This window comes from Pseudomonas sp. WS 5078, assembly GCF_012985745.1.
GTDB classification, from domain to species: domain Bacteria; phylum Pseudomonadota; class Gammaproteobacteria; order Pseudomonadales; family Pseudomonadaceae; genus Aquipseudomonas; species Aquipseudomonas lundensis_A.
In genome coordinates, this window is sequence record NZ_JAAQWX010000001.1 from 597,911 (window position 1) to 620,717 (window position 22,807).

21 protein-coding genes are annotated in these 22,807 nt (G+C 53.5%); 14 read left to right on the forward strand and 7 right to left on the reverse strand.

The window, feature by feature from the left end; translation table 11 throughout:
• Window positions 1–15: 15 nt before the first annotated feature.
• The 7 genes from HBN68_RS02765 to dnaA form a co-directional block, all read right to left on the reverse strand.
• Window positions 16–951, reverse strand: a complete 936-nt coding sequence (locus HBN68_RS02765) for a TniB family NTP-binding protein (RefSeq protein WP_047296586.1) — start codon at window positions 949–951, stop codon at window positions 16–18.
• Window positions 948–2,909 carry a DDE-type integrase/transposase/recombinase gene (locus HBN68_RS02770; RefSeq protein WP_047296584.1) on the reverse strand — a complete coding sequence of 654 codons (1,962 nt, stop codon included), beginning with the start codon at window positions 2,907–2,909 and terminating at the stop codon, window positions 948–950. The genes HBN68_RS02765 and HBN68_RS02770 overlap by 4 nt, the downstream gene beginning before the upstream one ends.
• Window positions 2,890–3,528, reverse strand: a complete 639-nt coding sequence (locus HBN68_RS02775; RefSeq protein ID WP_047296582.1) for a hypothetical protein — start codon at window positions 3,526–3,528, stop codon at window positions 2,890–2,892. Before HBN68_RS02775 ends, HBN68_RS02770 begins: the two co-directional genes overlap by 20 nt.
• Before the next feature lie 662 nt (window positions 3,529–4,190).
• Window positions 4,191–6,608, reverse strand: coding sequence for a DNA topoisomerase (ATP-hydrolyzing) subunit B (gene gyrB, locus HBN68_RS02780; RefSeq protein ID WP_169962470.1), 2,418 nt, complete (start codon window positions 6,606–6,608; stop codon window positions 4,191–4,193).
• Between the two features lie 5 nt (window positions 6,609–6,613).
• Complete coding sequence (gene recF / locus HBN68_RS02785; protein ID WP_094995129.1) at window positions 6,614–7,717, reverse strand: DNA replication/repair protein RecF; 1,104 nt, start codon at window positions 7,715–7,717, stop codon at window positions 6,614–6,616.
• Between the two features lie 21 nt (window positions 7,718–7,738).
• Window positions 7,739–8,842 carry a DNA polymerase III subunit beta gene (gene dnaN / locus HBN68_RS02790; protein ID WP_047278985.1) on the reverse strand — a complete coding sequence of 368 codons (1,104 nt, stop codon included), beginning with the start codon at window positions 8,840–8,842 and terminating at the stop codon, window positions 7,739–7,741.
• 38 nt (window positions 8,843–8,880) lie between these two features.
• The gene (gene dnaA / locus HBN68_RS02795; RefSeq protein ID WP_169962472.1) at window positions 8,881–10,398 is read right to left on the reverse strand and encodes a chromosomal replication initiator protein DnaA; all 1,518 of its coding nucleotides are present in this window, start codon (window positions 10,396–10,398) and stop codon (window positions 8,881–8,883) included.
• A gap of 563 nt (window positions 10,399–10,961) precedes the next feature.
• Here dnaA and rpmH point away from each other — a divergent pair.
• From rpmH to HBN68_RS02865, 14 genes are all read left to right on the forward strand, one after another.
• Window positions 10,962–11,096 (forward strand): 50S ribosomal protein L34, encoded by a 135-nt coding sequence (gene rpmH / locus HBN68_RS02800; protein WP_003213577.1) that lies wholly within the window; start codon window positions 10,962–10,964, stop codon window positions 11,094–11,096.
• 16 nt (window positions 11,097–11,112) lie between these two features.
• Window positions 11,113–11,514, forward strand: a complete 402-nt coding sequence (gene rnpA, locus HBN68_RS02805; RefSeq protein ID WP_202969404.1) for a ribonuclease P protein component — start codon at window positions 11,113–11,115, stop codon at window positions 11,512–11,514.
• Window positions 11,507–11,752: a membrane protein insertion efficiency factor YidD gene (gene yidD / locus HBN68_RS02810; protein ID WP_094995127.1), complete on the forward strand. Its 246-nt coding sequence runs from the start codon at window positions 11,507–11,509 to the stop codon at window positions 11,750–11,752. The genes rnpA and yidD overlap by 8 nt, the downstream gene beginning before the upstream one ends.
• Window positions 11,753–11,754: 2 nt before the next feature.
• On the forward strand, window positions 11,755–13,440 hold the full coding sequence (gene yidC, locus HBN68_RS02815) for a membrane protein insertase YidC (RefSeq protein WP_094995126.1): 1,686 nt from the start codon (window positions 11,755–11,757) through the stop codon (window positions 13,438–13,440).
• A gap of 81 nt (window positions 13,441–13,521) precedes the next feature.
• Window positions 13,522–14,889 carry a tRNA uridine-5-carboxymethylaminomethyl(34) synthesis GTPase MnmE gene (gene mnmE, locus HBN68_RS02820; RefSeq protein ID WP_169962474.1) on the forward strand — a complete coding sequence of 456 codons (1,368 nt, stop codon included), beginning with the start codon at window positions 13,522–13,524 and terminating at the stop codon, window positions 14,887–14,889.
• Between the two features lie 778 nt (window positions 14,890–15,667).
• Window positions 15,668–17,560: a tRNA uridine-5-carboxymethylaminomethyl(34) synthesis enzyme MnmG gene (gene mnmG / locus HBN68_RS02825; protein WP_094995132.1), complete on the forward strand. Its 1,893-nt coding sequence runs from the start codon at window positions 15,668–15,670 to the stop codon at window positions 17,558–17,560.
• On the forward strand, window positions 17,557–18,201 hold the full coding sequence (rsmG, locus tag HBN68_RS02830) for a 16S rRNA (guanine(527)-N(7))-methyltransferase RsmG (RefSeq protein ID WP_094995124.1): 645 nt from the start codon (window positions 17,557–17,559) through the stop codon (window positions 18,199–18,201). The genes mnmG and rsmG overlap by 4 nt, the downstream gene beginning before the upstream one ends.
• 18 nt (window positions 18,202–18,219) lie before the next feature.
• Window positions 18,220–19,011, forward strand: coding sequence for a ParA family protein (locus HBN68_RS02835; protein WP_094995123.1), 792 nt, complete (start codon window positions 18,220–18,222; stop codon window positions 19,009–19,011).
• A gap of 9 nt (window positions 19,012–19,020) precedes the next feature.
• On the forward strand, window positions 19,021–19,893 hold the full coding sequence (locus tag HBN68_RS02840) for a ParB/RepB/Spo0J family partition protein (protein ID WP_094995122.1): 873 nt from the start codon (window positions 19,021–19,023) through the stop codon (window positions 19,891–19,893).
• A 147-nt stretch (window positions 19,894–20,040) separates the two neighbouring features.
• Window positions 20,041–20,448 carry a F0F1 ATP synthase subunit I gene (locus tag HBN68_RS02845; protein ID WP_003437994.1) on the forward strand — a complete coding sequence of 136 codons (408 nt, stop codon included), beginning with the start codon at window positions 20,041–20,043 and terminating at the stop codon, window positions 20,446–20,448.
• Between the two features lie 16 nt (window positions 20,449–20,464).
• Window positions 20,465–21,334, forward strand: a complete 870-nt coding sequence (gene atpB / locus HBN68_RS02850) for a F0F1 ATP synthase subunit A (RefSeq protein WP_047279004.1) — start codon at window positions 20,465–20,467, stop codon at window positions 21,332–21,334.
• 120 nt (window positions 21,335–21,454) lie between these two features.
• Window positions 21,455–21,712, forward strand: a complete 258-nt coding sequence (gene atpE / locus HBN68_RS02855; RefSeq protein ID WP_002555987.1) for a F0F1 ATP synthase subunit C — start codon at window positions 21,455–21,457, stop codon at window positions 21,710–21,712.
• Between the two features lie 57 nt (window positions 21,713–21,769).
• Complete coding sequence (locus tag HBN68_RS02860) at window positions 21,770–22,240, forward strand: F0F1 ATP synthase subunit B (protein ID WP_047279006.1); 471 nt, start codon at window positions 21,770–21,772, stop codon at window positions 22,238–22,240.
• A gap of 12 nt (window positions 22,241–22,252) precedes the next feature.
• On the forward strand, window positions 22,253–22,789 hold the full coding sequence (locus tag HBN68_RS02865) for a F0F1 ATP synthase subunit delta (protein ID WP_047279008.1): 537 nt from the start codon (window positions 22,253–22,255) through the stop codon (window positions 22,787–22,789).
• Window positions 22,790–22,807 lie beyond the last annotated feature (18 nt).

The following is a 22,807-nucleotide window of genomic DNA, read 5'->3' on the forward strand; positions in this document are numbered from 1 at the left end:
ACCCTCGGCAGCCTCTCAAGCAGAAGGGTGGTCAAAGTTCTCGAAAGGCTCACGACCGCCTATTAGCGGCCGGAAATCAAAAGACGTACTGAATGGATTTCTCTCACTTGGGACCTGACTCCACACCTCATCCTTGAACGCTTGGGAAAGTACATCGAGATCGATACCTTCAGTGCCGTTGTGCTGAACCAGCCACACGGCGCGATCCAGAATTTTGATCAAATAATCAATCAGTCCAAAGGACGCTAAATGAAAACGCTGCAGCATGTCTTTGGAAAGGAAGCTGATGCTCTGAACGGGCAACAAGCCTTGAATGGCCTTCAGCAAAGATGCAAATTGCTTCCATGTTTCCCCAGTAAACTCGTACCTTCCGTAATTAATGCTGGCTGAGAACCTTCGACGAAGCTGTTCATTGGCCCAAAGCAGTCCCTCTGTCCGTTTCAGCCCGACCAGCACTACAGTGATGTCGGTTTCGTTCATCAAACTTTTGATCCAATCCGCTGCCTCGTAAGCACCAACCTTTTTGTAATCCACAAGATGCTGTGCTTCATCCAGGATGATCATTGCGGTCCCCTGATTCTTCAGCAAAGTAACTATCCGAGTGAATTTATGCTCGGCAGAATGGCCGCGAGCTGTGGCGAACGGGTCCTTCATTGCAACCAAAACAGCCGTCGCGAGGTTCTTTTTTGACGGAGAGGAGGGCATTTCCACAACCAAAACCGACCGAATACGATCCGGATTTCCAACTGTTTCATTTCGTATGTACTCCCTCACCAGTGAGCTCTTGCCAACACCACTCGGCCCTTGGATAACAAGTCCTTTGCTATTCTGAGTCCTGACAGTGTCCTGATGGACCTCTTCCAAGCGCATGATCGCGTGATCACTTTGCGGGCTACGAATGAAATGGTGGCGTAGCGAAAATGCACTCTCTTGTCGCGTATTGGCGTTCATTTTTCCCCCCCCATATGGGGAGCGCGCGAAACAACTGTGTACGCAGGAATGGACTCCAGCACTACCTCGACGTCAAGAAAGTCCACAGGGTCTGGCATGCCTACCAGGGGTTGAGGCTGTTGAACACCGCTGCGATCAAGTTTCACTTTTGCCGCTTCACGGCGTTTACGAGCCTTCTGAGATCGTTTCAGATCTGCAACATCGGCCATGATGGCTCGGTAGGCTTGATGAATCGCGTCAAAGGTAGGTGACGACTTTCCTGATTGACGCAACTGCGCACGTGCCAGATCAAAGGTTTCACGACTCATACCAATGAGCCGTTTGTCTTTAGCTGGTACCAGGATAAACAGGTTCCTGAAACGGTCATGAACCCATACATATCCGAGCTCGTCGCGGTAACGGACTTGTATTTTCTCACCCTCCGCGAGCTTCATTTTTAACTCTGCAAGCTCTGGCGAGTGATAGACATGTGTCCCGACTTCAACCCCATAATGGTGAACGGGGCTGTCCTTACGTTTGGCCAGTACCGACTCCAACGCATCCAGATCAGTAGGCAGGCAGATGTGACGCTCTGCCTCTCCAGCAAGCCAAGCTTGTGCAGGACTTAGTTGAGACGGGAGGCCACGGTGTGGCCGTTGGTGATAAACGTCCACAATCCATTTGACCAGTTTGGTTTCAAGCTCAACAAGGGTTATGCAGGAGAGTGCCTCAGCCGGGTAATTGCCGCGCTCTCTGGTGTTTGAGAAAGTCGTACCTGGAAGTCGATGGATCAGACCGTCATTCAAAGTACGAAAAAAACGCTCCACTGCGCCTTTCTTTTGAGGTGCACGGGAGGCGGGATACATAATTTCAATGCCTAGTTCGTTAAATGCGCTAACTAGGTCACCTGCGTGGAATTCCGCCGCATTGTCAGGAACAATACGTGAAGGAAGCCCATGAGCTCTCCATTCGTTAAGCACTGCAGAAAATCGAGATAGCCAATCCGCTTTCGGTCGAATCGCGCGCTCGATTACCCGGAGCACGCTCTCGGTATTTGGAGCTGAAAAATGGATAAGGTATGCCATGACCATTCGAGAATGGCGATCAAGCACTATCGTCAGAAATGGTCTGCCGATGTGCTTACCTGTTTCATCGTCCACCACCAAAATGTCTAGCGGCGTGTGATCAATTTCCCAGCGATCAAGAATTTTCCTGACAATCAGTTTGCCTATCGCAGTTCGATGGAGCTGGTTTGCCGCGTGTTTGCCCAGACGCCCTTTGTCGACCTCATACGGGTCTAGACTGTCAACGTATCGCCTAAAAGTCATTTCAGACGGGACCACGAGCCTTTGAGAGGGCAACCGTCCCGCATTTATGTTGTCGATACGTGCCTTCAGCTCCGCATACACCGTAGATAAGAGTGGTCGTTCCAAAGTCAGATAGTCGGTATCGACTAGATCCGACACCACCTCCTCTAACTCCCCGACAATGATTCGAGATCGGCCTTTATCTCTGTGACGGGGGACCAATTTAACGACACTGCCAGTACGGAATAAAAGGATCCATCGCCTGATAGTCGACACTGACGGCGGAGTAATCGGATCATCCATCTCAATGGCAGCTTGTTGAATCAGGCTCTTCAGATCGTTGTTAGGTGGTAGCTTATGACTAATACAATCAATAAGACGTGTTAGATAGCATCGTCTCCGGTAGGCAGCAGCGGAGTGCTTCTCGGGGAAACACGTGATGTCAGGTGCTGCGTTTCGAACTATAGGAATCACGCCGAGATATGGTTGCTCCTCATCCACGAACAACTCTCTGGTGTCATAAAGTCTATAAAACTCTGCCTCCGTCATTTTAACGGGCTCCCCAAGCTCATCTACCCAAAGCAACTGACGATTCTTGAGTCGTTTTACAAGTGTTAACTTGGCACCGTTAAATATCACCACTAATTTCAGCTTAAGCGAAAAAGTTTCCATGACGGTGACCTCCTTGGAGATAGATTGGAGCACAAGGTGCTATAGGCTTTTCGAGGTTCACCCCGACGTAACCTAGTCCAAGCAGATGCCATGCTTTTTCACAACCTAACAACTCACAGAGTTCCTTAATCGTGCCGGGTTGATAGGTCTTTAAAAGCGCAACAGAACTTTCCGGGTCGCAATCAATGAGCATCATGCTCCGCCGGTAATACATCAAATCACGGAGATTGTTAGAGAACGGCTCAGCCAAGAGATATTCGTCACTAACAACTGTGAACACCCGATTGGTCTGCTTGAAGTGGTCTTCAATAGCCTCCATGCGCGAGCTGGTATGCCGGGTTAGGAGCCTTGCAGCGGGCTTAACCTCGAACCACTGCTCCGTTCCGTCGTGCAGCACTGCCCGGACGTCAGGGTAGTAGATGGCGCTGTACCCACCCATTTCGAAGGTTTCTTTGCTCGGCTGAACTTCGTATCGAAACACCTGAGGCGACAGCTCAAGAAGACTCAAAAAATACCCCTCAAGCTGGGATTCCCAAGGAATGGATTTGCCATTTTTCAGTGAGGGGAAAAAGCCCCGGAAGTGGCAGGATCTGCGGGTTACAACATTTCTTACGGCCATGACATTTCTCCAGGTCGAACGAGTCCTTGACGCAGAAAAATGCATGCGCCAGCGGACTCATGGAGGCTATTCAACAGGCAACACTGTGCCCTCGAGACGCCTCGATAAGGTCGAAAAATTGGGGAGAGTTGACATGCGCCGAAAAAAGGCAGAAATTACGAGCACCACACAAGTAATTCCTGCTTCATCTAGGCGCGGTCATCCTCCCAAGGTTGATCGCGTTTTTACATTCTGGCTTCCTCTTTCTGCATTTAGAATCCTTATACGCTAGCTCTGGCGCACATTACGTCAAACAATAAATTAGCCCCACCTCATGCATTCATAGCTAATTTTTGACTAACGATATTAAGCCAGGCGTTGACTACTGACAATTCCTTTATAGCTATATGAGCAAATAAAGCTGGATCTTATAGTTCCGTGTTATATGTGAAAAACTTCTATAAAATTTCATTTATATCGAGTTAGCGAATAACGTTTTCAATAAGGCTATTTCTCTAAATTTATTATAAAAATATGCATCCTTTATAACACTGAATCGCTTATCCAAAATTCTTCAAACAAGAGACACAAAAAAGCCAACGCTACATAGCGTTGGCTTTTTTGTGTTGCACAGTTCAACTATTTGTAAGAATTCTCATTTATTTTGAGAACCTACAGCCGCATCAGAAGTCCAGGTTGGAGACTGCCAATGCGTTGCTCTCGATGAATTCACGACGCGGTTCTACGGCGTCGCCCATCAAGGTATTGAAGATCTGATCGGCGCCGATCGCATCTTCAATAGTGACCTTCAACATGCGACGCACGCTTGGGTCCATTGTGGTTTCCCAGAGCTGATCGGGGTTCATTTCACCCAGACCTTTGTAGCGCTGAATGGTGTGACGCTTGGTGCTTTCAGCCATCAACCAGTCCAGTGCTTCCTTGAACTCGGTGACTTGCTTGCGGCGTTCGCCACGCTGAATGTAGGCACCCTCATCCAGCAAAGTACTCAGTTGCGCACCAAGGGTCACAACGGTTTTGTAGTCGTTGCTGCCGAAGAAATCACGGTTGAAGGTGATGAACGTCGAGTGGCCGTGGGAAATCAGTTCCACTTCCGGCAGCCATACGTTGCGCTCTGTGTCTTCGCGCAGGCTGGCCTTGTACACCAGGCCCGATTTCTCAACCAGACGCAGACGCTCTTCAAACTTGTCCATCCACGCCTGCATGGCTGCGTGGTCACCCAGTTGCTCAAGCGAAACAGCCGGCAGGTAGATGAAGTGCTCGGTCAGCTCCTGAGGGTACAGGCGCGAGAGGCGCTTGAGGGTTTTCATCACCATGCGGAAATCGTAGACCAAACGCTCCAGCGCTTCGCCAGAGATACCCGGGGCGTCTTCGTTCAAGTGCAGACTGGCGTCTTCAAGGGCCGACTGCGTCATGTACTCTTCCATGGCGTCGTCGTCTTTGATGTATTGCTCTTGCTTGCCCTTTTTCACTTTGTACAACGGCGGCTGAGCGATGTAGATGTAGCCACGCTCGATCAGCTCCGGCAACTGACGGAAGAAGAAGGTCAGCAACAGGGTACGGATGTGCGAACCGTCGACGTCAGCATCGGTCATGATGATGATGTTGTGATAACGCAGTTTGTCGATGTTGTACTCTTCGCGGCCAATACCGCAGCCCAGCGCTGTGATCAAGGTGCCAACTTCTTGCGAAGAAATCATCTTGTCGAAGCGGGCTTTCTCAACGTTGAGAATTTTACCTTTCAACGGCAGGATCGCTTGGGTACGGCGGTTACGTCCCTGCTTGGCGGAGCCGCCAGCAGAGTCACCTTCCACCAGGTACAGTTCGGATAGCGCCGGGTCTTTTTCTTGGCAGTCAGCCAGCTTGCCAGGTAAGCCTGCGATATCCAGCGCGCCTTTACGGCGGGTCATCTCACGGGCTTTACGGGCCGCTTCACGGGCACGCGCGGCGTCGATCATCTTGCCGACAACCAACTTGGCTTCGTTCGGGTTTTCCAACAGGAAGTCCGAGAAGTACTTGCCCATTTCCTGTTCAACAGCGGTCTTCACTTCGGAAGACACCAGCTTGTCTTTAGTCTGGGAGCTGAACTTCGGATCTGGCACTTTCACCGAAATAATCGCAGTCAACCCTTCACGGGCATCATCGCCAGTGGTGGCGACCTTGTGCTTCTTGGCCAAACCTTCGGCTTCGATGTACGTGTTGAGGTTACGCGTCAAGGCAGAGCGGAAGCCCACCAAGTGCGTACCGCCATCGCGCTGCGGAATGTTGTTGGTGAAGCACAGCAGATTTTCGTTGAAGCTGTCGTTCCACTGCAGAGCAATCTCTACGCCGATACCGTCTTCACGTTGTACGTTGAAGTGGAACACCTGGTTGACTGGCGTCTTGTTGGTGTTCAAGTAGTCAACGAATGCACGCAGGCCACCTTCGTACTTGAAGAGCTCTTCCTTGCCACTGCGCTCATCCTTAAGGACGATACCAACACCGGAGTTCAGGAAGGACAGTTCGCGAATACGCTTGGCCAGAATGTCCCAGCTAAAGTGAATATTCTTGAAGGTTTCTGCAGACGGTTTGAAATGGATCTGGGTACCGGTGGTTTCGCTTTCGCCCACGATCGCCATCGGTGCCTGAGGCACACCGTGGACATAAGTCTGTTCCCAGATCTTGCCGCTGCGGCGTACGGTCAGCACTAGAATTTCGGACAGGGCGTTAACAACCGACACACCTACACCGTGCAGACCGCCGGAAACTTTATAGGAGTTGTCGTCGAATTTACCGCCAGCGTGCAGCACCGTCATGATGACTTCAGCTGCGGAAACGCCTTCTTCTTTGTGCACATCAACCGGAATGCCACGACCGTTGTCGCGAACGGTGATGGATTCATCCGGATGAATGATGATGGTGATGTCGTCGCAATGGCCAGCCAGTGCTTCGTCGATGGAGTTATCGACCACCTCGAACACCATGTGGTGCAGACCGCTGCCATCGTCGGTGTCACCAATGTACATACCGGGACGTTTGCGTACGGCATCCAGGCCTTTCAGCACTTTAATGCTCGTTGAGTCGTACGTATTTTCTTCGCTCAATGCCTTCACTCCCGATGGTCGTGGGTCTGGGTGATACAGCCCTGTTCCACGTGGAACAGAGCAACTGGCGTTTCCGTCTGCCAGCCTTCCCTCAATAATTCGTGATCTACACAGGTGATAAACACCTGGCAGCGTAAGTCTTCCAACAAGCGACACAGTGCGTGGCGATGTTGCTCGTCGAGTTCAGACGGCAAATCATCCACCAGATAAATACATTGGCCGCGCCGTGCCTGGCTGACCAAATGCCCCTGAGCAATCCGCAAGGCGCAGACCACTAACTTTTGCTGTCCACGCGAAAGGATTTCTGCGGCATTGTGTCCGCCCAGCTTCAGACGTAAATCAGCACGTTGCGGTCCCGCCTGGGTATGACCCATTTGCTGATCGCGGTGGACGGACCCGGCGAGCACTGCGCTCAGCTCACGGTCTTTGTCCCACCCACGGTAATAACTCAGCGTTAACCCTTCGAGCTCCAACAATTCACTCAGGGTTTGCTCAAAGACTGGTTTCAAGGCTTTGATGTAGGCGCGTCGGTATTCATCGATTTCATCACTGGCCAGGCACAGTTCCCGGTCCCAGGCCGCTTGTGAAACGGCGTCGAGTGTACCATGCCGCAGCCATGAGTTCCGCTGCCGCAGGGCCTTCTGTAGCCGCTGCCAGGTCGACATGAAGCGCGGTTCGACGTGGAACACGCCCCAATCCAGAAACTGCCTACGGATCTTAGGTGCGCCTTCCAATAGACGAAAGCTGTCCGGGTTGATCAATTGCAGCGGTAATATTTCTGCCAGTTGCGCAGCACTGCGCGCATTCTGACCATCGATGCGAATCTGAAACTCCCCCTGCCGGTCCCGTGAAATACCCAGCGCACTGTGCCCGCCTTCAGCCAACTCAACCTGACCGAACACGGTGCACGTCTGTTGTTCATGCTGAATAACGGGGTTTAGCCGCACGCTACGAAACGAACGGGCCAGCCCCAGCAAGTGGATAGCTTCCAGCACACTGGTTTTTCCGCTGCCGTTGGCGCCGTACAAGATATTGATGCGGGGGGAGGGGGAGAACGTCACCGGGTGCAGGTTACGCACCGCGGTGACTGTGACACGACTGAGGGACATCTAGCGCAGGCTGTGCATAAGTTACAGGCGCATCGGCATGACAACGTAGGCCGAGTCGTCGTTGTCCGACTCTTGCACCAGCGCACTGCTGTTAGAGTCCGACAGGATCAGACGCACTTGCTCAGTGGTCATTACGCCCAATACGTCCAACAGATAGCTCACGTTGAAGCCGATCTCCAACGAACCACCGTTGTAGTCAACACCCACTTCTTCTTCCGCTTCTTCCTGTTCCGGGTTGTTGGCCTGGATTTTCAGCTGACCATTAGCCAGCTGTAGACGGATACCGCGGTATTTCTCGTTGGACAGAATCGCCGTGCGGCTGAACGCTTCACGCAGCGCCTGACGATCACCGATGACAGTTTTGTCGCCACCTTTAGGCAGCACGCGCTCGTAGTCCGGGAATTTGCCGTCTACCAGTTTGGAGGTGAAGGTGAATTCGCCTGTTGTTGCGCGTATGTGATGAGCCCCCAACACAATGCTGACTTCACCATCCGGCTCTGTCAGCAGGCGAGCCAGCTCCAGGATACCCTTACGCGGCACAATGACCTGGTGACGATCCGGCTGACCGATATCGGCTTTCATCGAACACATGGCCAGACGGTGACCATCGGTGGCGACGGCACGGATGATCCCGGCCGAAACTTCGAGCAACATACCGTTGAGGTAGTAGCGCACGTCTTGCTGCGCCATAGCGAAGCTGGTGCGCTCGATCAAGCGACGCAGCTTGCTCTGCTGCAGGTTGCACGTCAGTGAGCCTGGGCCTTCTTCGACGGTCGGGAAGTCATTGGCAGGCAGTGTAGACAGCGTAAAGCGGCTACGCCCGGCTTTGACCACCAGCTTTTGATCATCAAGCTTGATGTCGATCAGCGCATCGTTGGGCAAACTTTTGCAGATATCCATCAGCTTGCGCGCAGGTACGGTGATTTCGCCGGGCTCGGCCGGCTCTTCCAATTGCACGCGACCAACCAGCTCGACTTCCAGGTCGGTACCGGTCAGCGACAGTTGCTGGCCTTCGACAACCAACAGCACGTTGGACAATACCGGCAAGGTCTGGCGGCGTTCAACAACGCCTGCGACCAGTTGCAGGGGTTTCAACAGGGCTTCGCGTTGAATGGTGAAATGCATGGTCTAGTCCCTTGCCTTAATAAGCTGCGCTGGTGTCATCAGGTGGTCAGAGTTCGCAGCAGGTTCTTGTAGTCCTCGCGGATGTCCGCGTCGGATTCCTTGAGTTCGTTGATCTTGCGGCACGCATGCAAGACCGTCGTGTGGTCGCGGCCACCAAACACGTCACCGATTTCCGGCAAACTGTGGTTAGTCAGCTCTTTGGACAATGCCATGGCGACCTGACGGGGACGCGCCACCGAGCGCGAACGGCGCTTGGATAGCAAATCCGAGATCTTGATCTTGTAGTACTCCGCGACCGTGCGCTGGATGTTATCCACAGAGACCAGTTTGTCTTGCAGCGCAAGCAAGTCTTTAAGGGATTCACGAATCAGCTCGATGGTGATGTCGCGGCCCATAAAGTGCGAGTGAGCAATCACCCGCTTGAGCGCACCTTCAAGCTCACGCACGTTGGAGCGAATGCGTTGAGCAATAAAGAAAGCGGCATCGTGGGGCAAATCGACTTTGGCCTGATCGGCCTTTTTCATCAGGATCGCCACACGTGTTTCCAGTTCCGGCGGCTCGACGGCCACGGTCAGGCCCCAGCCAAAACGTGATTTAAGACGTTCTTCCAGGCCTTCAATTTCTTTCGGGTAACGGTCGCTGGTGAGAATCACTTGCTGACCGCCTTCAAGCAGGGCGTTGAAGGTATGGAAAAACTCTTCCTGAGACCGCTCCTTGCGCGCAAAGAACTGAATGTCATCGATGAGCAATGCATCCACCGAGCGGTAGAAGCGCTTGAACTCATTGATTGCGTTGAGCTGCAGGGCTTTGACCATGTCCGCTACAAAACGCTCGGAATGCAGGTACACCACCTTGGCATTCGGGTTCTTCTTCAGCAGGTGGTTGCCCACCGCATGCATCAAGTGAGTCTTACCCAGACCTACACCGCCATAGAGGAACAGCGGGTTGTAACCGTGTTTGGGGTTATCCGCCACCTGCCACGCCGCAGCGCGGGCCAGTTGGTTGGATTTACCTTCGACAAAGTTTTCAAAGGTGAACGTGCGGTTCAGGTAACTGGTGTGCTTGAGCGCACCTTCAACTTGAACGGTACGTTGTTCGGCGCGTACCGGCGCTTGTTGCGAACTGGCGCCAGCCATTGGATCGAAGCTGTCTCGCGACGGCTCTTCACTCGTCTGGGTAGCAGGCTTGTGCACAGGCGCAGGTGCTACTGCTGATTGGGCAGGAGCACTCGGGGCCACGGAGAGTGCGGCCACCTGTTGCGAGGCAGCAGCAGCCAACGGCGCATTGGGGGCCGCACGAGGGGCCGAACTGCGCTTGCTGCCTATTAATAAGGACAGCGCAGGCGCCATGCCATTGCTGTGCTCATTCAACAGCTCAAGCAAACGGCTCAGGTATTTTTCGTTCACCCAGTCGAGGACAAAACGGTTGGGTGCATACACGCGCAACTCGTCGCCTTCGGCTTCGACCTGTAGTGGACGGATCCAGGTGTTGAATTGCTGGGCAGGCAGTTCTTCGCGCAAAAGCTCTACGCACTGCTGCCAAAGTTCCACTGACACGGATATCCCCTAAGTTGAAAGCCGGTGAGGCAAAAACAGGCGCCATTGTAGCGAGCACGCGTTCACTTATCCACATGTAGGTTGCCTGTCTATAAGGAAGGAATGCGGTTTTATCCCTGAACAAAGCGACAAATGGTAGGTGCATAAGCTCTGTGGATAAGCGGGCCTAAGCCCGTTGTACAAGTGGGGGCGAAACCCTGTGCATAAGTCGACTGTGGATAAGTGGCCCTTTCATACACAGCTTTTCCGAAGGAGCAGCACAGGCAGAGCACCGCTTGTGGACAACCTTTTGAATCGCTGGAAGCTCGAATTTATAAGGCCTGTAGCGTTTTATCCACAGATGTTGTGCTCAGTAAGAGTAGTAAGTTCTTTAAAAGAGCTTTAAATAAACCGTTCTTTAATTTCTATAGCTGCGCAGAGAAAGGTCTGTGTAAAAAAGCCCACATCTATTTACCAGGAAAGGTTGGTTGGAAATTGACCTATTGGCTTGCATTCTCTAGAATCGCCGGTCTCTTAAAACGGGGGCCATTCCGGCCCGTTGTGGACGAACCAGGTAGCACGACATGAAACGTACTTTCCAACCAAGCACTATCAAACGCGCCCGCACTCACGGTTTCCGTGCACGCATGGCTACTAAAAACGGCCGTGCCGTCCTGTCGCGTCGCCGCGCCAAAGGCCGTGCGCGTCTGGCAGTTTGATAATCAGACAATGGTGGTGAGTCAGGACTTCAGTCGGGAAAAGCGGTTACTCACTCCCCGGCATTTCAAGGCAGTCTTTGACTCCCCCACCGGCAAGGTACCGGGGAAAAATCTCCTGCTCCTTGCGCGCAGTAACGGTCTCGATCACCCCCGCTTGGGGTTAGTGATCGGTAAAAAGAGCGTAAAGCTCTCCGTTCAGCGCAATCGCCTTAAGCGTTTGATGCGTGAATCGTTTCGTCTCCACCAGGATTCACTGGTCGGTTGGGATATCGTTATCGTCGCGCGCAAAGGTTTGGGTGACGTAGAGAACCCCGAATTGATTCAGCATTTCGGCAAACTCTGGAAGCGCCTGGCGCGTAATTCGCCAGTTCCAGCGGTTAATTCCGAAACTGTAGGGGTAGGCAGTCCTGATGCGTAAACTGGCACTCGTTCCGATCCAGTTTTATCGTTATGCCATTAGTCCTTTGATGGCCAGCCACTGCCGTTTCTACCCCAGTTGTTCCTGCTACGCGTTGGAAGCCATCGAAAATTATGGCGTTCTTCGCGGCGGCTGGCTGACCTTTCGTCGTTTAGGTCGCTGTCACCCGTGGAATCCCGGTGGTTATGACCCGGTTCCACCTATCCCTACCTCCCGTTCTTCTTCGATGGCCGAGTAATCATGGATATTAAACGCACGATCCTGATCGTCGCCCTGGCAGTCGTGTCCTACGTTATGGTTCTCAAATGGAACCAGGACTATGGTCAGGCTGCTCTGCCGACTCAGAATGTTGCCGCCAGCAGTACCACCGCGCCGGCTTTGCCCGACACGGTTCCAGGTAACAACGCTTCCAACAGTGCTGATGTCCCTAGCGCCACTGCTGATACCAGCACGCCGACCGAAACCCCGGTTGCTGCTAGCAAAGACTTGATTCACGTAAAAACTGACGTGCTGGATATCGCAATTGATCCACAGGGCGGTGACATTGCCCAATTGCGTTTGCCGCTGTACCCGCGCCGCCAGGATCACCCGGATGTTCCATTCCAGTTGTTCGATAACGGCAACGAACGTACCTACCTGGCGCAAAGCGGCCTGACAGGCGTGGATGGCCCGGATGCTCGTTCTTCCGGTCGCCCGGTTTTCAGCACTGAGAAAAAAACCTATGAGCTGGCCCCAGGCCAGGATCAATTGGTTGTTGACCTCAAGTTCAGCGAAAACGGCGTCAACTACATCAAGCGCTTCACACTCAAGCGTGGCCTCTACGATGTACAAGTCACGTATTTGATTGATAACGAGAGCGGCAAGCCGTGGAACGGCAACCTGTTCGCGCAATTGAAGCGTGACGCCAGCTCCGACCCGTCTTCCAGCACCGCTACCGGTACTGCTACCTACCTGGGCGCCGCCCTGTGGACAAGTGCAGAACCGTACAAAAAAGTGTCGATGAAAGATATCGACAAGGGTCAGCTGAAAGAGACCGTTCAAGGGGGTTGGGTAGCCTGGCTGCAACACTACTTTGTGACCGCGTGGATTCCTCAGAAAGGCGATAACAACGTCGTTCAGACCCGCAAAGACAACCAGGGCAACTACATCATCGGTTTCACCGGCCCAACGTTGACCGTTGAACCGGGTAAAACTGCTGAAACCAGCGCAACCCTGTATGCAGGTCCAAAGAGCCAGGGTGTACTCAAAGAGTTATCCCCAGGCCTGGAACTGACAGTTGACTACGGCATCCTGTGGTTCATTGCCCAGCCGATTTTCTGGCTGCTGCAACATATCCACAGCATTGTGGGTAACTGGGGTTGGTCGATTATCTTCCTGACCATGCTGATCAAAGGGATCTTCTTCCCTCTGTCGGCCGCCAGCTACAAGTCGATGGCTCGCATGCGCGCCGTGGCGCCAAAACTGGCCGCTCTGAAAGAGCAGTTCGGTGATGACCGTCAAAAAATGTCGCAAGCCATGATGGAGCTGTACAAGAAAGAGAAGATCAATCCACTGGGCGGCTGCTTGCCGATTCTGGTGCAGATGCCGGTCTTCCTGTCCTTGTACTGGGTACTTCTGGAAAGTGTTGAAATGCGCCAGGCGCCGTTCATGCTCTGGATTACTGACCTGTCGATCAAAGACCCGTTCTTCATTCTGCCGATCATCATGGGCGCAACCATGTTCATCCAGCAGCGTCTGAACCCGACACCGCCGGATCCGATGCAGGCCAAGGTGATGAAGCTGATGCCAATCATCTTCACCTTCTTCTTCCTGTGGTTCCCGGCAGGTCTGGTGCTGTACTGGGTTGTGAACAACTGCCTGTCCATCGCTCAACAGTGGTACATCACGCGTAAAGTTGAAGCTGCTACCAAAAAAGCAGCCGAGTAACTTACTCTGGTGAGCACCACTCAAAACGCCCCCTAGTGGGGCGTTTTGCTATCTGTCACTTTTGTTTTCGAGGCCTGTTTTATGAGTGTTCCGGCTGAAACCATTGCCGCTGTGGCAACCGCCCAAGGGCGAGGTGGCGTGGGGATCGTGCGCATTTCCGGTCCGCTCGCGAGCAAGGCTGCGCAGGCGTTCAGTGCTCGCGAGCTCAAACCGCGTTATGCCCATTACGGGCCGTTCTTCGGTGAAAACCGGGAAGTGCTGGATGAAGGGATCGCGCTGTATTTCCCCGGCCCCAACTCTTTTACTGGCGAAGACGTCCTGGAATTGCAAGGTCATGGCGGCCCTATCGTGCTCGACATGCTGCTGCAACGCTGCATTGAGTTGGGTTGCCGCCTGGCGCGTCCGGGCGAATTCAGCGAGCGCGCGTTTTTGAACGACAAACTCGACCTGGCCCAGGCCGAAGCTATTGCTGACCTGATTGAGGCGAGTTCTGCACAGGCTGCACGCAATGCACTGCGATCATTGCAGGGCGCCTTTTCACAGCGTGTGCATAACTTGACTGAGCAACTGATCAGTTTGCGTATTTACGTAGAAGCCGCGATCGATTTCCCGGAAGAAGAAATCGACTTTCTCGCCGATGGTCATGTGCTTGGCATGCTGGATAAGGTCCGCGAAGAGTTATCCACCGTTCAACGGGAAGCGGGTCAGGGTGCCTTGTTGCGCGATGGGATGACAGTCGTGATTGCCGGTCGGCCAAACGCAGGAAAATCCAGCTTGCTCAACGCGCTGGCCGGGCGTGAAGCGGCCATCGTTACCGAAATCGCAGGGACTACACGTGATGTGTTACGCGAACATATCCACATTGATGGCATGCCACTGCATGTGGTCGACACCGCGGGATTGCGCGACACCGAAGACCACGTCGAGAAGATCGGTGTACAACGTGCCCTCAAAGCCATTGGCGAGGCCGACCGTGTGTTGCTGGTCGTCGATGCGACGGCTCCGGAAGCTGATAACCCGTTTGCACTGTGGCCAGAGTTTCTGGAGCAGCGTCCTGATCCGTCAAAGGTCACGTTGATTCGTAACAAAGCTGATCTGACCGGGGAAGCCATTGCATTGGAAGTCAGCGATGATGGCCATGTCACCATCAGCCTGAGCGCCCGCTCAACTGAAGGTCTGGATTTACTGCGTGAACATCTCAAAGCCTGCATGGGGTACGAACAAACCTCTGAAAGCAGTTTCAGCGCTCGCAGGCGACACCTTGAGGCCTTGGGGCATGCCAGTGCTGCGTTGGAGCATGGTCGGTCGCAACTGACCTTGGCCGGCGCAGGAGAACTGCTGGCTGAGGACTTGCGACAGGCCCAACACGCATTGGGAGAAATCACAGGCGCATTTAGCTCAGATGATTTGCTGGGCCGAATTTTCTCCAGTTTTTGTATCGGCAAATGATCTGAAAAGCTGCTGGTTAAATTCGCGGCTGTGTCCATTTGCGCAGCCGCCGCAGTCCCCGTTACTGATAGGCACCCTGTACCTTTTCAGCTGCTAGGGGTCCTTCATTCCCCCAGAGGTATTAGTCCAGTCCGCCATTGATCCCGCCACGATGTGTGCGCCAGTTCTTGCTTCCCTCACAGCAGGGGTAGTTCTGGGCATCTTTGGAATGCGTAAGACTTACCCCACCTATGTGACGATGGGAGGCGTTCTTTTCATTTGCCTGCTGGCAAAACACGCCTGCTTGATGAACCGTTCATCGTCAAAATCGCCCTTGGATTCAAATAACGTCTGCCCCTGATGGGGGCAGGCGTTTTTTTTGCTGCCTGAAATGCAGGCACAGGGCTATTTTCTGTGGTTTAAGCCCTGTGTATAACTGGCCTTCAGGTCAGTGGGTAAGTAGGGGTCAAAACTGAAGATAACCCCGTCTGTGGATAAGTGGCGTTAATATCCACAGGCTTAAGGCAGTTATCCAAACACCTCATTGCTACATGACCACAGACTTTTGATCCTCTGTACAGTACGAGAAATAAGGCTCTTATGGATCTATCCACAGAAAAGTGGCTGTATAGAAATAAACATAAAAACAAAGCTTTAATAAATTTCTTCTTTATTTATTTTTCTATCTTGCCTTATCCACAGCTGGTTAAATTTTGTGCAAAGGGTTCTTTAAGAAGGGCGAAGTCCCTATACTTCGCGGTCTATCCAAAACTCCCTAGAAACAGGCACGAGGTGCGTGGTGAATTTCCCTTCCCGTTTTGCAGTGATCGTCATCGGTGGCGGTCACGCCGGAACCGAGGCTGCACTTGCTTCAGCACGCATGGGCGTAAAAACCCTGTTGCTGACCCACAACGTGGAAACCCTCGGGCAAATGAGCTGCAATCCTGCAATCGGCGGGATCGGCAAAAGTCATCTTGTTAAGGAAATCGACGCCCTCGGCGGCGCGATGGCAACGGCTACCGATAAAGGCGGAATCCAGTTCCGCGTACTCAATGGCCGCAAAGGGCCTGCGGTACGGGCAACACGTGCTCAGGCTGACCGCATTCTCTACAAGGCCGCAGTACGAGAAATCCTCGAAAACCAGCCCAACCTGTGGATATTTCAACAGGCTGCTGATGATTTGATCGTCGAACAGGATCAAGTGCGTGGCGTCGTGACCCAAATGGGTCTGCGTTTCATGGCCGATGCCGTGGTGTTGACCACCGGTACATTCCTGGGCGGACTTATCCACATCGGTATGCAGAACTATTCGGGCGGGCGAGCCGGTGATCCACCGTCTATCGCCTTGGCTCAACGCCTGCGTGAATTGCCTTTACGGGTTGGACGATTGAAAACCGGTACGCCACCGCGTATCGATGGCCGCTCTGTCGATTTTTCGGTCATGACAGAACAACCCGGGGATACGCCGATTCCGGTGATGTCGTTCATGGGCAATAAGCAACAGCACCCGGCCCAGGTCAGTTGCTGGATTACCCATACCAACGCGCGGACCCACGAAATCATTGCTTCCAACCTGGATCGCTCGCCGATGTATTCGGGTGTAATCGAAGGTATCGGGCCACGTTATTGCCCATCCATCGAAGACAAGATTCATCGCTTTGCCGACAAAGAGAGCCATCAGGTCTTCATCGAACCGGAAGGTTTGACCACGCACGAGCTGTACCCGAATGGCATTTCCACATCCTTGCCGTTCGATGTGCAAATCCAGATTGTGCAATCGATCCGTGGTATGGAAAACGCACACATCGTGCGTCCGGGTTATGCCATCGAGTACGACTATTTCGATCCACGTGACCTGAAATACAGCCTTGAAACCAAGGTGATCGGCGGCTTGTTCTTCGCCGGTCAAATCAACGGTACTACCGGTTACGAAGAGGCTGGCGCCCAAGGTTTACTGGCGGGAACCAACGCCGCGTTGCTTGCACAAGGCAAAGAAAGCTGGTGCCCGCGCCGCGACGAAGCCTACATCGGCGTGTTGGTAGATGACCTGATTACCTTGGGCACTCAGGAACCGTACCGGATGTTTACATCCCGCGCGGAATACCGTTTGATCCTGCGTGAAGACAACGCCGACATGCGCTTGACTGAAAAAGGCCGTGAACTTGGGCTGGTTGATGACGCTCGTTGGGCAGCCTTTTGTGACAAGCGCGAAAGCATTGAGCGCGAAGAACAACGCTTGAAAAGCACGTGGGTTCGGCCGGGCACGGAACAAGGTGATGCAATTGCTGCCAAATTCGGTACGCCGCTAACCCACGAGTACAACTTGCTGAATTTGCTGACCCGTCCTGAGATCGACTATGCCGGCTTGGTGGAAGTGACCGGGCAGGGGGCAATTGATCCGCTGGTCGCTGAGCAAGTTGAAATCAAAACCAAATACGCCGGCTACATTGATCGCCAACAGGATGAAATTGCCCGGTTACGGGCCAGTGAAAATACCAAATTGCCTGTGGATATCGATTACACGACCATTTCCGGTCTGTCGAAAGAGATCCAGAGCAAGCTGGGTGCCACGCGCCCCGAGACACTGGGTCAGGCTTCGCGTATTCCCGGCGTCACCCCGGCTGCGATTTCCCTGTTGATGATTCACCTGAAAAAACGCGGCGCAGGCCGCACGTTGGAGCTAAACGCTTGAGTTCGCTGGTCACTGCACAACACGCCGAAGAGTTATCCACAGGTGCACGCCAACTGGGCGTAAATCTGACAGAAATCCAGCATCAGCAACTGCTGGGTTATCTAGCCCTGTTGATCAAATGGAACAAGGCCTACAACCTCACGGCTGTGCGTAATCCTGACGAGATGGTGTCGCGCCATTTGCTCGACAGCTTGAGCGTCATGTCTTTCATCGAGAACGGCCGTTGGCTGGATGTTGGCAGTGGCGGAGGCATGCCTGGCATCCCTCTGGCGATTCTGTTTCCTGGCTCGCAAGTCACTTGCCTGGACAGCAACGGCAAGAAAACCCGTTTTCTGACCCAAGTGAAACTTGAGCTCAAGTTAGACAATCTTCAAGTTATCCACAGTCGGGTTGAAGAGTATCAACCTGAGCTGCCGTTCACTGGAATTGTGTCTCGAGCTTTCAGCAGCATGGAGAACTTCACCCACTGGACCCGTCATCTGGGCGACAGCGATACACGCTGGTTAGCCATGAAGGGCGTTCATCCTGCTGATGAGCTGGTAGCATTGCCCACTGATTTTCGTCTAGATAGCGAACACGCCTTGACCGTTCCGGGTTGCCAAGGCCAACGCCATCTGCTGATACTGCGCCGCACGGCATGATTGGGAACGCACGCAAGAATGGCTAAGGTATTCGCAATAGCGAACCAAAAAGGGGGGGTGGGTAAAACCACCACCTGTATCAACCTCGCGGCATCGCTGGTCGCTACCAAGCGTCGAGTGTTGTTGATCGACCTTGATCCACAAGGCAACGCCACCATGGGTAGCGGTGTGGATAAACACGGTCTTGAGAATTCGGTCTACGACCTGTTGATCGGTGAGTGCGATTTGGCGCAGGCCATGCACTACTCCGAGCACGGTGGTTACCAACTACTGCCGGCCAACCGGGATCTCACGGCTGCAGAAGTCGTGCTGCTTGAGATGCAGATGAAAGAAAGCCGTCTGCGTACAGCACTGGCGCCGGTTCGAGAAAGTTACGATTACATCCTGATCGATTGCCCCCCGTCATTGTCGATGCTGACCTTGAATGCGCTGGTGGCCGCCGATGGCGTCATCATCCCGATGCAGTGCGAATACTTTGCGCTGGAAGGGCTGAGCGACCTTGTGGATAACATCAAACGCATCGCGGAACTGCTGAACCCTAACTTGAAGGTCGAAGGCCTGCTTCGGACCATGTACGATCCGCGCCTGAGCCTGATGAACGATGTTTCGGCGCAGCTCAAGGAGCATTTCGGCGGTCAGCTCTATGACACGGTGATCCCGCGCAACATTCGTTTGGCCGAAGCACCGAGTTACGGTATGCCGGCGCTGGCGTATGACAAAAATTCCCGTGGCGCGATTGCTTACCTGGCCCTGGCGGGCGAGCTGGTTCGTCGTCAACGTCGTAGCCCCCGCACAGTTCAGCCAACTTAAGGAAATCCCATGGCCGTCAAGAAACGAGGTCTAGGACGCGGACTGGATGCACTGCTCAGTGGTCCTACGGTCAGCTCGCTGGAAGAGCAAGCGGTCAAGGTTGATCAAAGTGAATTGCAGCATTTGCCCCTGGACCTGATCCAGCGCGGCAAATATCAACCGCGCCGTGATATGGACCCGCAAGCCCTCGAAGAACTTGCCAATTCGATCAAATCTCAAGGCGTGATGCAGCCGATCGTTGTGCGCCCGATCGACGGCAACCGTTTTGAAATCATTGCGGGCGAACGTCGCTGGCGTGCAAGCCAACAAGCGGGCAAAGAGACCATCCCGGCGATGGTGCGCGATGTCCCGGACGAAACCGCCATCGCGATGGCACTGATTGAAAACATTCAGCGTGAAGACCTCAATCCGATCGAAGAAGCCATTGCCTTGCAGCGTTTGCAGCAAGAGTTTCAACTGACTCAACAACAAGTGGCTGATGCTGTGGGTAAATCCCGCGTGTCCGTGGCTAACTTGTTGCGGTTGATATCCCTGCCGGAAGTGATCAAAACCATGTTGTCCCACGGCGACCTTGAAATGGGTCATGCACGTGCGTTGCTTGGTTTGCCGGAAAACCAGCAGGTGGAAGGGGCGCGACACGTTGTCGCACGCGGGTTGACCGTACGTCAGACAGAAGCCCTTGTTCGACAGTGGTTGAGTGGAAAACAGGAACCCGCTGAACCGGTTAAACCTGATCCGGACATCGCACGCCTCGAACAACGATTGGCCGAACGCCTAGGCTCTGCGGTGCAGATCCGTCACGGAAAGAAGGGAAAAGGCCAATTAGTAATTGGTTACAATTCTCTGGATGAGCTCCAGGGAGTGCTTGCACACATCCGCTGAAACAATTCCTCGTGTAGCGCGCAGTCGGAAATCACTACCTGACAGTTGAATAGGGGATTAAGCGCCCCTATACTCTGCGCGCATTTTGTCGGCACAAATTATGCCAAGTTATTACTTTTGGCAGCCGGCCTTTGAGGAGCAGATGTGATGGAAACACGCACGCCAAACCGCTTGCCGTTCCATCGCCTAGCGGTTTTTCCGGTTTTACTGGCTCAATTTGTCGTTTTATTGCTGGCTGCTCTGGGGCTCTGGCAATGGCATGGAGTCGTCGCCGGATATTCGGGACTCTGCGGAGGCCTGATTGCTTTGCTACCCAATGTGTATTTTGCTCACAGGGCTTTCCGGTTTTCCGGCGCTCGAGCAGCGCAAGCCATCGTGCGGTCGTTTTACGCCGGCGAGGCAGGCAAATTAATTTTGACGGCAGTGCTGTTCGCGCTGACGTTTGCAGGTGTGAAGCCATTGGCGCCGTTAGCAGTATTTGGCGTCTTCGTGCTGACCCAACTGGTCAGCTGGTTCGCTCCCCTGCTAATGAGAACAACACTTTCGAGACCTTAGGGCGTTTGAGGCAACCATGGCAGAAACAACCGCTTCGGGCTATATCCAGCACCACTTACAGAACCTGACCTTCGGGCAGCTACCTGATGGCGGCTGGGGCTTTGCTCACACCGTTGCAGAAGCTAAAGAAATGGGCTTTTGGGCATTCCACGTCGATACACTCGGCTGGTCGCTGTTTGTAGGCCTGATCTTTATCCTCGTTTTCCGCATGGCGGCCAAGAAGGCAACTTCCGGTCAACCAGGCGCACTTCAGAACTTCGTAGAAGTGCTGGTGGAATTCGTTGATGGCAGCGTCAAAGACAGTTTCCACGGCCGCAGCGCCGTTATTGCTCCGCTGGCGCTGACAATTTTCGTGTGGGTGTTCCTGATGAACGCCATCGACTTGATCCCGGTGGACTGGATTCCTCAGTTGGCCATCCTGATCACTGGCGATGAGCACTTCCCGTTCCGAGCCGTACCGACGACTGATCCGAACGCTACCCTGGGCATGGCCCTGTCGGTATTTGCACTGATCATCTTCTACAGCATCAAGATCAAGGGTATTGGCGGCTTCATTGGCGAACTGACCCTGCACCCGTTTGGCAGCAAGAACATTTTCGTTCAAGCGCTGCTGATTCCGGTGAACTTCCTGCTCGAATTCGTGACGCTGATTGCCAAGCCAATCTCGCTGGCACTGCGTCTGTTCGGCAACATGTACGCTGGCGAACTGGTATTTATCCTGATCGCCGTAATGTTCGGCAGCGGCCTGCTTTGGCTTAGCGGTCTGGGCGTGGTGCTGCAATGGGCGTGGGCTGTTTTCCACATCCTGATCATCACCTTGCAAGCGTTCATCTTCATGATGTTGACCATCGTTTACTTGTCGATGGCGCACGAAGAGAACCACTAAGACCCGTTTCGGCGAGTCTGGTGCCCCTCTCGCTCCGGCGAGAGGGCGTCGCAAAATGATTTTGTTTTACCGCTTTAATCTAAAAACCTAAACCATACGACGTAAAAGTCGGGAGGAAAGATGGAAACTGTAGTTGGTCTAACCGCTATCGCTGTTGCACTGTTGATCGGCCTGGGCGCACTGGGTACTGCAATTGGTTTCGGCCTGTTGGGCGGCAAGTTCCTGGAAGGCGCAGCGCGTCAACCAGAAATGGTTCCAATGCTGCAAGTTAAAATGTTCATCGTTGCCGGTCTGCTCGACGCCGTAACCATGATCGGTGTTGGTATCGCACTGTTCTTCACCTTCGCTAATCCCTTCGTTGGTCAACTCGCTGGCTAATCACTCGAATTTTCGAGTTGATTAGAGTGATGGACAACGAACGAGCGAGGTGTTGGCGTGAACATTAATGCAACCCTGATTGGCCAGTCCGTTGCGTTCTTCATTTTTGTACTGTTTTGCATGAAGTTCGTGTGGCCTCCGGTCATCGCGGCATTGCAAGAACGTCAGAAGAAGATTGCGGCTGGACTGGACGCTGCTAACCGAGCAGCTCGCGACTTGGAGTTGGCCCAAGATAAAGCGGGTCAGCAACTGCGCGAAGCTAAGGCTCAAGCAGCTGAAATCATTGAGCAAGCCAAGAAACGCGGTACTCAGATCGTAGACGAAGCCCGTGAACAGGCTCGCGTTGAAGCTGACCGTGTGAAGGCTCAGGCTCAGGCCGAGATCGAACAGGAACTGAACAGCGTTAAAGACGCCCTGCGTACCCAATTGGGTGGCCTGGCTGTCGAAGGTGCTGAGAAGATCTTGGGTGCCACAATCGATCAAAACGCGCACGCGGAGCTGGTTAATAAACTGGCTGCTGAAATTTAAGCGAGGGCGATCATGGCAGAATTGACCACGTTGGCCCGACCTTACGCTAAGGCAGCCTTCGAGCACGCCCAGGCCCACCAGCAACTGGCCTCTTGGTCAGCCATGCTCGGCCTGGCTGCAGCAGTGTCGCAAGACGACACTATGCAGCGCGTGCTCAAGGCCCCGCGACTGACGAGCGCAGAAAAGGCCGCCACATTTATTGATGTGTGCGGCGACAAGTTCACTGTAGAAGCACAGAACTTCATCCATGTCGTTGCCGAAAACGACCGTCTCCCGCTGTTGCCGGAGATTGCCGCTCTGTTTGACCTGTACAAGGCTGAACAAGAGAAGTCGGTAGACGTTGAAGTGACCAGTGCTTTTGCATTGAACCAAGAACAGCAAGACAAACTCGCCAAGGTTCTCAGTGCACGACTCGACCGGGAAGTGCGCCTGCAAGTTGCGGAGGATGCCAGCCTGATAGGTGGTGTCATCATCCGCGCCGGCGACCTGGTTATCGATGGCTCGGTTCGCGGGAAACTCGCAAACCTTGCCGAAGCATTGAAATCTTGAGTTTGAAGGGGCAGCAGA